Here is a 13,255-nt window from a genome sequence, read left to right on the forward strand (position 1 = left end):
GTAAAATGATTACAGACCTGAAATGATTTCTTTAATCAGCGGTGGGCCTTTAAATATGAAGCCGGAATATATTTGAACCAGTGAAGCACCAGCCGCCATCTTCTCACGCGCGGCAATCACTGAATCAATCCCACCGACGCCAATAATGGGCAAGCGACCATTTAATTCTTGCGACAGGCGGCGGATAATTTCGGTGCTTTTTAACTGAACCGGGCGGCCACTTAATCCACCCATTTCGTCGCAATATTTCATGCCCTGAACCAGGCTACGATCCAATGTGGTATTGGTGGCAATTACCCCATCAATATTATGGCGAACTAAACTATCAGCAACCTGGATCAATTCTTCTTCGGAAAGATCCGGCGCGATCTTCACAGCGACCGGCACATATTTATGGTGCAATGCCTGAAGTTCTTGCTGCTTATTTTTAATCGCAATTAAAAGATCGTCTAACGCTTCGCCGTATTGCAGCGTACGTAATCCAGGGGTATTTGGCGAAGAAATATTGATCGCGATATAACCCGCATACGGATAAATTTTATCCATGCAGATCAAATAATCATCTTTGCCTTGCTCAACTGGAGTGTCTTTATTCTTGCCGATATTGATGCCCAATACCCCATCGAAATGAGATTTTTTGACATTCTCAACCAGGTTATCAACGCCGAGGTTATTGAACCCCATGCGGTTAATTAAACCCTCAGCTTCTACCAGACGAAAAATGCGTGGCTTATCATTTCCAGGCTGTGGGCGAGGCGTAACGGTACCAATTTCAATGGAGCCGAAGCCCATGGCACCCAGCGCATCAATGCACTCACCGTTTTTGTCCAGGCCTGCGGCCAGACCCAAAGGGTTCTTAAACGTCAGTCCCATGCAAGTTACAGGTTTTGACGGCACGTTTTGCCGCACCAGCCATTCGAGAGGTGTACCTGTTACACGACGCAATTGCTGAAATGTCACTTCATGAGCGCGCTCTGGATCGAGCTTGAATAGGGCTTTACGAACGAAGGGGTAGTACATGAACTCTCCTGGATTCCCGGTATGCAAACCGGGGCAGTATTATTAACGATAACGCCCCTGAATGGAATTGACCTGCAACAAAAAACACCGAATCAACGCAAACGTTTTCTTCTCTTTGCCCTTTATGCGATTTCTGGCAAATGAAAACCAGATAAATCATTTAGTGGAATAACACTTCTGCGCGAATATCACACTCAATTGTTATCAATGTTACCTAAAAGCAAACATTTAGTTATAAGGAAACAATATGCGTGTGATAACCCTGGCTGGAAGCCCGCGCTTCCCCTCTCGTTCCAGTGCGCTGCTGGAATATGCCCGCGAAAAATTAAGCGCTTTGGATATCGAGGTATGTCACTGGCATCTACAGAATTTCGCTCCTGAAGATTTGCTGTACGCTCGTTTCGATAGCCCGGCACTGCTCGCGTTAATTGAACAATTACAGCAAGCCGATGGGGTGATCATCGCAACGCCTGTCTATAAAGCTTCGTTTTCTGGTGCGCTGAAAACCTTGCTCGACCTCCTGCCTGAGCGTGCGCTGGATAAAAAAGTCGTTCTGCCTTTGGCCACCGGCGGCACCGTGGCACATATGTTGGCGGTCGATTACGCCTTAAAGCCTGTGCTTAACGCCCTGAAAGCTCAGGAAATCCTTCATGGCGTGTTTGCCGACGACAGCCAAATTGCGGATTACCAGCACAAACCGGTGTTCAGCAATAACTTACAACAGCGTCTTGATAGCTCGCTGGAAACGTTCTGGCAGGCACTGCACCGCCGGGATTTTATCGTCACCTCCCCTTTTAAGGCGCAAGGAGTTGCCCATGTTTAATCTGCTAAAACGAACCGCGCCCTGGTTGATGCTGACTGGCGCTCTGAGCCTCAGCGCCACCCTGCACGCCGCAGAAACCGGGCCAGAACAGTTACGCATCGGCTATCAAAAAGGTTCTGTGAGCATGGTGCTGGCAAAAAGCCATCAGCTGCTGGAAAAAGAGTATCCGCAAACCAAATTCCAGTGGATTGAATTCCCGGCTGGCCCGCAAATGCTGGAAGCGTTAAATATTGGCAGTATCGATCTGGGCAGCACCGGTGATATTCCGCCAATTTTCGCCCAGGCGGCAGGCGCAGATCTTGTGTATGTCGGTTCTGAACCGGCAAAACCGAAAGCCGAAGTGATTCTGGTGCCGGAGAACAGCCCGCTTAAAACCGTGGCCGACCTTAAAGGACATAAAATCGCTTTCCAGAAAGGGTCCAGCTCCCACAACCTGGTATTGAGAGCGCTACAAAAAGCCGGGCTGAAATTTACTGATGTTCAGCCAGCCTATTTGACGCCTGCCGATGCTCGCGCCGCATTCCAACAAGGCAACGTTGATGCCTGGGCGATTTGGGATCCGTATTACTCCGCGGCACTATTGAACGGTGGCGTTCGTGTACTGACTGATGGCAGCGATCTGAACCAAACTGGTTCTTTCTATCTTGCTTCACGCCCTTATGCCGAACAAAACGGTCCGTTCCTGCAACACGTTCTGAAGACCTTTAGTGATGCCGACGCGTTAACTCGCACCCAACGTGACGCAAGCGTTGCTCTGCTGGCAAAAACCATGGGACTGCCGGAAAACGTGATTGCCACCTATTTCGATCATCGCCCACCAACGGTGATTACACCTGTCAGCGCCGAGACTGCGGCAAAACAGCAACAAACCGCTGACCTGTTTTATGACAACCATTTAGTGCCTAAGAAAGTCGATATTCGCACCCGCATCTGGCAACCATCCGCTACGGCAAAAGGAGATAAATCATGAGTCTGAATATGTTCTGGTTCTTACCTACCCATGGCGATGGCCATTACTTAGGCAGCAACGATTCGGCTCGCCCGGTTGACCATGGCTACCTGCAACAAATTGCCCAGGCGGCAGACAGAATCGGTTTTACTGGAGTACTGATCCCAACAGGGCGTTCTTGCGAAGATGCCTGGCTGGTTGCCGCTTCCATGATTCCGGTGACGCAGCGTTTGAAATTCCTGGTCGCACTGCGACCAAGTGTGACCTCGCCAACCGTGGCAGCACGCCAGGCCGCAACGCTTGACCGGCTTTCCAACGGTCGCGCTTTATTTAACCTGGTCACGGGTAGCGATCCGGAAGAGTTAGCCGCAGACGGCGTGTTCCTTAATCATCAGGAACGTTACGAAGCCTCCGCTGAATTTACCCACATCTGGCGGCGCTTGCTGGAAGGCGAAACGGTGGATCACGAAGGTAAACACATTCAGGTTAAAGGCGCGAAACTGCTGTTCCCACCGGTACAGCAACCGCGTCCACCGCTCTACTTTGGCGGTTCGTCAGATGTGGCGCAGGATTTGGCTGCTGAACAGGTTGATCTTTATCTCACCTGGGGCGAGCCACCCCATTTAGTGAAAGAGAAAATTGAGCAGGTTCGCGCTAAAGCCGCTGCACATGGGCGCACCGTCCGTTTCGGTATTCGTCTGCATGTGATCGTGCGTGAAACTAATCAGGAAGCATGGGATGCCGCCAACCGCCTGATTTCTCAGCTGGATGATGACACCATCGCCAAAGCGCAGGCCGCTTTTGCACGCACGGATTCCGTCGGCCAGCACCGCATGGCGGCGTTACATGGTGGCAAGCGCGACAATCTGGAAATCAGCCCGAACCTGTGGGCGGGCGTTGGTCTGGTGCGTGGCGGCGCAGGCACCGCGCTGGTAGGAGATGGCCCGACGGTGGCGGCACGTATTAATGAATACGCGGCACTCGGTATCGACAGCTTTATTTTCTCCGGTTATCCGCATCTGGAAGAAGCCTATCGGGTCGGCGAACTGCTGTTCCCACATCTTGATGTTGCGATCCCGCAAATTCCCCAGCCGCGCCAGATTCAGGAAAAAGGTGAAGTGGTGGCGAATGACTTCATCCCGCGCAAAGTCGCGCAAAGCTAAGGAGCCGCCAATGACCCCATCAACGCACAAACTATTGTTGAGACTGGCACCCTGGGTGCTGCCCGTTGCAGTTATCGTCATCTGGCAACTCTCTTCAAGCGCAGGCTGGCTCTCCTCGCGCATCCTCCCTTCTCCGGAAGGGGTGGTTCTCGCTTTCTGGAGTCTTTCAGTAAGCGGTGAATTGTGGCAACACCTGGCTATTAGCTCATGGCGTGCGGTGATCGGTTTCAGTATTGGTGGCTCTCTTGGGTTAGTACTCGGGCTGATCAGCGGCCTGTCGCGCTGGGGGGAACGTTTGCTGGACAGTTCGATTCAGATGCTGCGTAACGTTCCGCACCTCGCGCTGATCCCACTGGTGATTTTATGGTTCGGTATTGACGAATCAGCGAAAATTTTCCTGGTGGCCCTTGGCACGTTGTTCCCGATTTACATCAATACCTGGCACGGTATCCGTAATATCGACCAGGGTTTGCTGGAAATGGCACGCAGCTACGGGCTGTCTGGTTTTAGCCTGTTTGCCCAGGTGATTCTGCCCGGCGCGCTGCCTTCGATTATGGTCGGTATTCGTTTCGCCCTGGGCCTGATGTGGCTGACTTTAATTGTCGCCGAAACAATTTCTGCCAATTCGGGAATTGGCTATCTGGCGATGAACGCCCGTGAATTCTTGCAAACCGATGTCGTCGTTGTCGCCATTATTCTGTATGCCCTGCTCGGCAAACTTGCCGATATCAGCGCGCAATTACTTGAACGTGTCTGGCTGCGCTGGCACCCGGCTTATCAGTTACAGGAGGAGAACGCATGAATACCGCTAGTTTAAATCAGGGTACTCCCCTACTACTGAACAGCGTGACTAAACGTTACGGCGATAAAACGATTCTTGATGAACTCGAATTGCATATTCCCGCCGGGCAGTTTGTTGCGGTCGTTGGACGCAGCGGCGGGGGTAAAAGTACGTTGCTGCGTTTGCTGGCAGGGCTGGAAAACCCTAACGGTGGTTCATTAATTGCCGGAAACGCCCCGCTACGCGAAAGTCAGGATGAAACGCGTTTGATGTTCCAGGATGCACGCCTGCTGCCATGGAAATCGGTGATTAACAATGTCGGCCTGGGGCTGAAAGGGAACTGGAAAGAGGCAGCGACGAAAGCGCTGGAAGCGGTTGGGCTTGCCAATCGTGCTAATGAATGGCCGGCCGCCCTGTCCGGCGGCCAGAAACAACGCGTGGCGCTGGCTCGGGCGCTGATTCATCGCCCACGGCTCTTATTGCTCGATGAACCATTGGGTGCGCTCGATGCCCTGACGCGCATTGAAATGCAGGAATTGATTGTCTCTTTATGGCAGGAACATGGCTTTACGGTGCTGCTGGTGACACACGATGTTAGCGAAGCCGTTGCGATGGCGGATCGCGTGTTACTGATTGAAGAAGGAAAGATCGGTTTGGATCTCACGGTTGATTTGCCTCGTCCACGTAAGCTCGGCTCTGTCCGGCTGGCCGAACTGGAAGCGCAGGTGCTGGAGCGTGTGATGAAACGGCAGGTGGTGGAAGAACCGGAGCGCGTGGTGCGCACCGGTTAGATTTATTGCCCTCACCCCGACTCCGATGAATCCCCTCTCCCTGAGGGAGAGGGTTAGGGTGAGGGTGGTTTTTAAGCCAGTGCTTTAGAAATCTTCTCGAACAAATCACCCGACAAGTTTTCCAGCCCTTTCAGCTGTTCCAGCGCCGCACGCATCATTTCCTGACGTTTCGCATCATAGCGTTTGAGTCGAATCAACGGCTCAATCAGACGTGAAGCCACCTGCGGGTTACGGTGGTTCAGCTCGCTGAGCATTTCCACCATAAACTGATAACCGCTGCCATCAAGCGCGTGGAATGCGGATGGATTAGCAGCTGCAAAAGCACCAATCAGCGAGCGCACACGGTTCGGGTTGCTCATGCTAAATGAACGATGGTTCAGTAGCTCGCGCACTTTGCTCAAGGTGTCTACTGCTGGGCTGGTGGCTTGCAGTACAAACCACTTGTCCATCACCAGACCATCCTGATGCCATTTCTCATCAAACGCAGCCATCAATTCTGCGCGACATGGTAACTGCGCAGCAACAGACGCGGCCAGGGCGGCGATAGAATCGGTCATATTATCAGCACTTTTGAACTGGTTACGCACCAGTTGCTCAGCAAGCTGTTTCTCGCCAAAGGCCAGATAACGCAGGCAAGTATTGCGCAGCGCGCGTTTGCCGATATCCGCATGCTCGACACGATAAGCATCAAGTTTGTTGGCGTTATAAACTGCCAGGAATTCATCCGCCAGCTCGTTTGCCAGCGTGCGCGTTAAGGCTTCATGCACGGCGGCGATCGCTTGCGGATCGATTTTCTGGAACAGTTCGGCAATTTCGTTCTGCGAAGGCAGCGTCAGAATTTCTGCCGCCAGCGCCGGGTCGATTTTCTCATCCAGTAGAATCGCTCGGAACGCATCAGCCACGTGCAGCGGCAGCGACAACGGTTGGCCCTGTTGGCTGCGGTTGACGTTCAGCTTAATGTACGTTGCCAGCAGACTTTGCGCCGCATCCCAACGGGAGAAATCGTTACGCGCATGACGCATAAGGAACGTCAGTTGCTGATCGCTCCATTTATATTCCAGTTTCACCGGCGCTGAGAATTCACGCAGCAATGACGGAACCGGCTGGAAATAAACGTTATCAAAAACAAACGTCTGCTCGTTCTGAGTCACATTCAGCACGTGGTGAATCGGGTGGCCGTTTTTCTGCAATGGAATCACTTTGCCTTCGTTGTCATACAGTTCGATATCGAACGGGATGTGTAACGGATGCTTTTCCTGTTGCTCGGCGGTAGGCGGTGTGTGCTGGCTGATGGTCAGCGTGTACAACTCGGTTTCCGGGTCGTAGTCATCACGCACGGTGACGACTGGCGTACCGGCCTGGCTGTACCAACGGCGGAAGTGAGACAGGTCAACGTTTGACGCATCTTCCATCGCCTGCACAAAATCATCGCAGGTCGCCGCACTGCCATCATGGCGTTCAAAGTAAAGTTGCATCCCTTTCTGGAAGTTCTCTTCACCCAGCAAGGTGTGCAGCATACGGATAACTTCAGAACCCTTTTCATACACGGTCAGCGTGTAGAAGTTGTTCATTTCGATAACTTTATCCGGACGAATCGGGTGCGCCATCGGGCTTGCGTCTTCTGCAAACTGTGCGGCACGCATAGTGCGCACGTTCTGAATGCGGTTGACCGCACGTGAACCGAGGTCGGAGCTAAATTCCTGGTCGCGGAAGACAGTCAGCCCTTCTTTCAGGCTTAACTGGAACCAGTCGCGACAGGTCACGCGGTTGCCGGTCCAGTTATGGAAATATTCGTGGCCGATAACGGCTTCGATATCGAGGTAATCTTTATCAGTCGCCGTTTCAGCACGCGCCAGCACGTATTTGGAGTTAAAGACGTTAAGCCCTTTGTTCTCCATCGCGCCCATGTTGAAGAAATCAACGGCGACAATCATGTAGATGTCGAGGTCGTATTCGAGACCGAAACGGGTTTCGTCCCATTTCATCGAGGCCTTCAAAGAGGTCATCGCCCAGCTTGCGCGGTCGAGATTGCCACGGTCAACGAACAATTCCAGCGCCACATCGCGACCGGAACGCGTTTTGAAAGTATCGCGCAGAACGTCGAAATCACCTGCCACCAGCGCAAACAGGTAGCAAGGTTTAGGGAACGGGTCTTGCCACTGTACCCAATGACGGCCGTTATCCAGCTCACCTTCGGCAATGCGGTTGCCGTTAGATAACAGGTAAGGATATTTGGATTTGTCGGCAATGATTTTGGTGGTGAAACGCGCCAGTACATCCGGTCGGTCAAGATACCAGGTAATATGGCGGAAACCTTCTGCTTCACACTGGGTGCAAAGCGCATCGCCGGAAAGGTAAAGCCCTTCCAGCGCGGTGTTGGTCGCCGGGCTGATTTCATTAACGATGGTCAGCGTGAAGGCTTCTGGCAGTGATTCAATAATCAATGCGCCCTCTTCCTGGCGGTAATCTTCCCAGGCGGCACCATTCACATCAATTGAAACCAGCGTCAGGTCTTCGCCGTCAAGACGAAGTGGCGCACCTGCTGCGCCCTGGCGGGTAATTTGACTAATAGCAGTGACCAGGGTTTTTGTGGCATCAAGGTCAAAGGTCAAATCGATATCGGTAATCGTGTAATCCGGCGCACGGTAGTCGTGGCGATATTTGGCTTGTGGCTGTTGTGTCATAAAAAACCTTATATATCATCCGTAAGTTTTCGGGGTTCAGTCTATTCCTGTTGCCCTAATGTTGCCACGCAGAATCATCATCTTTTCTGGGCTTCTCACGCGAATTGCTACACTTTTATAACAAGCGGCACGAATTGCCATCGACCAGAAAGTGTCCGTGTGTTGTGATCCGGGTTTAATAAACAGATAATCAGGGTATACTCCTGCGTCTTTTATCTGCTTAGCCCTTGATGGAAACGCTCCTGTGAGAGGATGCTGCAACGCGCCATGACACGACACGCTTCCCCGATTTTGCAAACGCTTCTGGATACTGATGCCTATAAGCTTCATATGCAGCAGGCAGTATTCCACCGTTATCACGACGTGAGCGTCGCCGCCGAGTTCCGTTGTCGTGGTGACGACCTGCTGGGTGTCTATGCCGATGCCATCCGTGAACAGGTGGATTTCATGCGCCACCTCACGCTCACCGATGAGGAGTTCGCATTCCTTGAAAGTCTGCCATTTTTTGAAGCAGATTATCTCGCGTGGCTGCGTACTTTCCGCTACGACCCCGCTCAAGTTCACATCCGCAATAATAATGGTCATCTAGACATTCGTCTGACCGGTTCATGGCTGGAAGTGATTATGTGGGAAGTGCCATTGCTGGCGGTTATCAGCGAGGTGGTGCATCAGCATCGTTCGCCGGGCGTGAACCCGCAAATGGCCCTCGAGCATCTGGAAGGTAAGCTGGTTGAGTTCAAAGAACTGACGGCTGATATCGATCTTTCCGCTTTCCGTTTGATGGACTTTGGCACTCGCCGCCGTTTTTCGCGTGAAGTTCAGGAGGCTATAGTCAGCCGCCTGCAACAAGAAACCTGGTTTGTCGGCACCAGTAATTACGATTTGGCTCGTCGCCTGGATTTAACGCCAATGGGCACGCAAGCTCACGAATGGTTCCAGGCGCATCAGCAAATCAGCCCGGTTCTGGCGAACAGCCAGCGTGCAGCTCTGCAAGCCTGGCTTGACGAATACCCTGATCAACTCGGTATCGCACTGACCGACTGCATCACAATGGATGCTTTCTTACGTGACTTTGATCTCTCATATGCCAGCCAATACCAGGGGTTGCGCCATGATTCCGGGGATCCGGTTGAATGGGGTGAGAAAGCTATCGCGCATTACGAGAAGCTGGGCATCGATCCCAAAACTAAAGTTTTGGTGTTCTCTGACAACCTCGACTTGCCGAAAGCGATTGAGCTGTATCGTCATTTCTGCGCCCGCGTTAATTTGAGTTTTGGTATTGGCACGCGCCTGACCTGCGATATTCCGCAGGTCAAACCGCTCAATATTGTTATCAAGCTGGTGGAGTGTAACGGCAAGCCAGTTGCTAAACTGTCTGATAGCCCAGGCAAAACCATTTGCCACGATAAAGCGTTCGTTCGGGCGCTGCGTAAAGCCTTCGATTTGCCGCAGATTAAAAAAGCCAGCTGATCCTGATAAAACCCATAAACAATATTCAACTTGTTTATGGGTTCCCTTCTTTATTGTATTTCTTCATCTGCTATACCCAAAAGATTTCGAGGTGCGGGAAGGCGGCAAACGAGTAAATCCCCAGGAGCTTACATCAGTAAGTGACTGGGGTGAGCGAGAGCAGCTAACGCACCTGCAACTTGAAAGATTAAGGGTATATTGATTTTTCTGCTTGTCTGTAGGCTCGCGACAGGTAACATAGATAACCCCCAATTGTGGGTAATTATTTTTTTGTCACTGACCATTTAATAGAGAGAAAACTATGAGCGTTGTGCCTGTAGCCGACGTACTCCAGGGCCGTGTAGCCGTTGACCAAGAAGTCACCGTTCGCGGGTGGGTGCGTACTCGAAGAGATTCAAAAGCTGGTATCTCATTCCTCGCCGTCTATGACGGTTCCTGCTTCTCTCCTGTACAGGCCGTCATTAATAATTCTCTGCCTAATTACAATGAAGATGTACTGCGCCTGACAACCGGTTGCTCCGTTGTTGTCACCGGTAAAGTGGTTGAATCTCTTGGTCAGGGCCAGAGCTTTGAAATCCAGGCAACCGAAGTCGAAGTTACTGGCTGGGTTGATGATCCTGATACTTACCCGATGGCGGCCAAACGCCACAGTATTGAGTATCTGCGTGAAGTGGCTCACCTGCGTCCGCGCACCAACATGATTGGCGCTGTGGCTCGCGTTCGTCATACTCTGGCTCAGGCGTTGCATCGTTTCTTCCATGAGCAGGGTTATTTCTGGGTGTCTACCCCGCTGATTACTGCATCTGATACCGAAGGTGCAGGCGAGATGTTCCGCGTATCTACGCTGGATATGGAAAACCTGCCGCGTACTGAAGCTGGCAAAATCGATTTCGATAAAGACTTCTTCGGTAAAGAAGCGTTCCTGACCGTATCCGGCCAGTTAAACGGCGAAACTTACGCCTGTGCGCTGTCCAAAGTTTATACCTTCGGGCCAACTTTCCGCGCTGAAAACTCCAACACCAGCCGCCATCTGGCTGAGTTCTGGATGCTGGAACCGGAAGTGGCTTTCGCCAACCTCGACGACGTTGCGGGTCTGGCTGAAGCGATGCTGAAATACGTCTTTAAAGCGGTGCTTGATGAACGCATGGATGACATGGAGTTCTTTGCCGAGCGCGTTGACAAAGATGCAGTGGAACGTTTACAGCGCTTCATCGAAGCTGACTTTGCACAGGTGGATTACACCGACGCAGTTACAATTCTGGAAAATTGCGGTCAGAAATTCGAAAACCCAGTTTACTGGGGCGTTGACCTTTCTTCCGAGCATGAACGTTATCTTGCTGAACAACACTTCAAAGCTCCGGTTGTTGTGAAAAACTATCCGAAAGACATTAAGGCCTTCTATATGCGCCTTAACGAAGACGGTAAAACCGTTGCTGCAATGGATGTGTTAGCACCAGGTATTGGTGAAATCATCGGTGGTTCTCAGCGTGAAGAACGTCTGGATGTGCTTGATGCGCGCATGGCCGAGATGGGTCTGAATAAAGAAGATTACTGGTGGTATCGCGACCTGCGTCGTTACGGCACCGTGCCGCACTCCGGTTTCGGCCTTGGTTTTGAGCGTCTGATTGCCTATGTAACCGGCGTTCAGAACGTTCGTGACGTGATTCCGTTCCCACGAACACCGCGTAATGCGAACTTCTAAGATTTGATTTTTACCCAGGCCAGCATTGCTGGCCTTTTTTCTGCCTGTGATAAATTCGTCTTTTTTCTTCAACGAAAGTTAAACAAACGTCAATTTCAACCCCATTTCGCAACTACCCCGTTACTAATTGTGTCTGCGAAACAGACAAACACAAATTAACCCTACTTTTGGCTTGCATCCTCATTTCGAGGATTGACTTAGCACATTTGGATAATTTTCACACAGAAGTCTGGACATCCAAAAATCACTCAAAGAATGTACAAGTGTAAGCAAAATATTCACTGAAGTTTAACTTATGCCAATTAAACATAAGTATTTCATATATATAGGATAAGAAAGGTGGAATTTTAGGCGAAGCGGCCAGGAAGTTTGAGATAGTTCACAAAGTTCCGTAAAATACATATTTAGTTACACATAGTTTCTTCTTGTAACTCACTCTCGATGTTTGTAGCACTTTCAGGCTAGCGAAACGGTTTCATGGATGGAAAGATGCCTGACAGATACAGAAAGACACCAAACTCTCATCAATAGTTCCGTACAGAATTATTGACGGCAGTGGCAGGTGTTACAAAAAAACCTAATGAGGGTAATAAATAATGATGAAGCGCAATATTCTGGCAGTGTTAATCCCTGCTCTGCTGGTAGCCGGTGCAGCTAACGCTGCAGAAATCTACAACAAAAACGGCAACAAACTGGACTTCTACGGTAAAGCTGTAGGTGAGCATGGCTGGACGACTAACGGCAACAGCACAAACGCTGACTCTACCTATGCTCGTATTGGCTTCAAGGGTGAGACCCAGATCAATGACCAGATGACTGGTTACGGTCAGTGGGAATACAACATGACCGCTTCCAACGCGGAAGGCGCTCAGAGCCAGGCTACTCGTCTGGCATTCGCTGGTCTGAAATTTGGTGACGCGGGTTCTCTGGATTACGGCCGTAACTACGGTGCAATCTACGACGTAGCTGCTTACACCGATATGCTGGTTGTTTGGGGTGGCGATTCTTGGGTTGCTACAGACAACTTCATGACTGGCCGTACCAATGGCGTTCTGACTTACCGTAACAGCAACTTCTTCGGTCTGGTTGACGGTCTGAACTTTGCTCTGCAATATCAGGGTAAAAACGAACGTAACAGCCCAGTTACTGTAACTTACGACGACACTACTGGTGCACCGCAGTCAGTAAGTCTGACCGGTAACGGCGCTAAAGCTAACGGCGAAGGCTACAGCACTGCTGTAACTTATGACTTTGCAGAAGGCTTCAGTGTAGCTGCTGGTTATGCAAACTCTGACCGTACCGATGCACAGCAAAACGCATTGACAGCTTCGACTCCTGCTGGTGTTCGTTACAACGGCGGCGCAAGCGGTGATCACGCTGAAGCATGGTCTACTGCTGCTAAATACGATGCAAACAACGTCTATGCAGCTATCCAGTATGCAGAGACTACCAACATGACTCGCGAACCAGATGCAAACTTCGCGAACAAAACTCAGAACTTCGAAGCTGTAGTTCAGTACCAGTTCGATTTCGGCCTGCGTCCATCCATTGGTTACGTTCAGTCTAAGGGTAAAGACCTGGTTGCACGTAATGGCTTCAACGGCGGCAATGCTGACCTGGTTAAATACGTCGAAGTGGGTACCTGGTACTACTTCAACAAAAACATGAACGTATACGCTGCATACAAATTCAACCTGTTGGATGACAACGCATACAGCGCTGCTACTGGTCAAGAAACTGACGACCAAACCACAGTTGGTATCGTTTACCAGTTCTAATTATCCCGCAACTTTGTTGCAAGGATGATTTAAAAACAGGGCTTCGGCCCTGTTTTTTTATGCCTGAAAAGATGAAAAAAATTACTTGTGACGG

Annotated in this window: 10 protein-coding genes; 8 read left to right on the forward strand and 2 right to left on the reverse strand. The window is 50.9% G+C overall.

Features of this window, described 5'->3' with window-relative positions:
* Positions 1-9: 9 nt before the first annotated feature.
* Positions 10-1,020, reverse strand: a complete 1,011-nt coding sequence (gene pyrD / locus DY231_RS15595) for a quinone-dependent dihydroorotate dehydrogenase (protein ID WP_034494348.1) — start codon at positions 1,018-1,020, stop codon at positions 10-12.
* A 247-nt stretch (positions 1,021-1,267) separates the two neighbouring features.
* Here pyrD and ssuE point away from each other — a divergent pair, with 247 nt between their 5' ends.
* The 5 genes from ssuE to ssuB are packed head-to-tail and all read left to right on the forward strand — an operon-like array spanning position 1,268 to position 5,527.
* Positions 1,268-1,843, forward strand: a complete 576-nt coding sequence (gene ssuE / locus DY231_RS15600; protein WP_115629767.1) for an NADPH-dependent FMN reductase — start codon at positions 1,268-1,270, stop codon at positions 1,841-1,843.
* A complete protein-coding gene (locus DY231_RS15605) occupies positions 1,836-2,813 on the forward strand; it encodes a sulfonate ABC transporter substrate-binding protein (protein ID WP_115629768.1) in 978 nt (325 codons plus the stop codon). The genes ssuE and DY231_RS15605 overlap by 8 nt, the downstream gene beginning before the upstream one ends.
* Positions 2,810-3,955 (forward strand): FMNH2-dependent alkanesulfonate monooxygenase, encoded by a 1,146-nt coding sequence (gene ssuD / locus DY231_RS15610; RefSeq protein ID WP_115629770.1) that lies wholly within the window; start codon positions 2,810-2,812, stop codon positions 3,953-3,955. Before DY231_RS15605 ends, ssuD begins: the two co-directional genes overlap by 4 nt.
* Positions 3,956-3,965: 10 nt before the next feature.
* Positions 3,966-4,757 (forward strand): aliphatic sulfonate ABC transporter permease SsuC, encoded by a 792-nt coding sequence (gene ssuC / locus DY231_RS15615; protein ID WP_115629772.1) that lies wholly within the window; start codon positions 3,966-3,968, stop codon positions 4,755-4,757.
* Positions 4,754-5,527, forward strand: a complete 774-nt coding sequence (gene ssuB, locus DY231_RS15620; protein ID WP_115629774.1) for an aliphatic sulfonates ABC transporter ATP-binding protein — start codon at positions 4,754-4,756, stop codon at positions 5,525-5,527. Before ssuC ends, ssuB begins: the two co-directional genes overlap by 4 nt.
* Before the next feature lie 71 nt (positions 5,528-5,598).
* Here ssuB and pepN read toward each other — a convergent pair whose 3' ends face one another.
* The gene (gene pepN, locus DY231_RS15625; protein WP_115629776.1) at positions 5,599-8,211 is read right to left on the reverse strand and encodes an aminopeptidase N; all 2,613 of its coding nucleotides are present in this window, start codon (positions 8,209-8,211) and stop codon (positions 5,599-5,601) included.
* A gap of 267 nt (positions 8,212-8,478) precedes the next feature.
* On the opposite strand from pepN, the gene pncB reads away from it, so the two are divergent.
* The 3 genes from pncB (at position 8,479) to DY231_RS15645 (ending at position 13,161) form a co-directional block, all read left to right on the forward strand.
* Positions 8,479-9,681 (forward strand): nicotinate phosphoribosyltransferase, encoded by a 1,203-nt coding sequence (pncB, locus tag DY231_RS15630; RefSeq protein ID WP_115629778.1) that lies wholly within the window; start codon positions 8,479-8,481, stop codon positions 9,679-9,681.
* A 301-nt stretch (positions 9,682-9,982) separates the two neighbouring features.
* On the forward strand, positions 9,983-11,383 hold the full coding sequence (asnS, locus tag DY231_RS15640) for an asparagine--tRNA ligase (RefSeq protein ID WP_034494341.1): 1,401 nt from the start codon (positions 9,983-9,985) through the stop codon (positions 11,381-11,383).
* Positions 11,384-11,982: 599 nt separating this feature from the next.
* On the forward strand, positions 11,983-13,161 hold the full coding sequence (locus DY231_RS15645; protein WP_172588736.1) for a porin: 1,179 nt from the start codon (positions 11,983-11,985) through the stop codon (positions 13,159-13,161).
* The last annotated feature ends 94 nt before the right edge of the window (positions 13,162-13,255 follow it).

The organism is Buttiauxella agrestis (assembly GCF_900446255.1).
GTDB lineage: Bacteria > Pseudomonadota > Gammaproteobacteria > Enterobacterales > Enterobacteriaceae > Buttiauxella > Buttiauxella agrestis.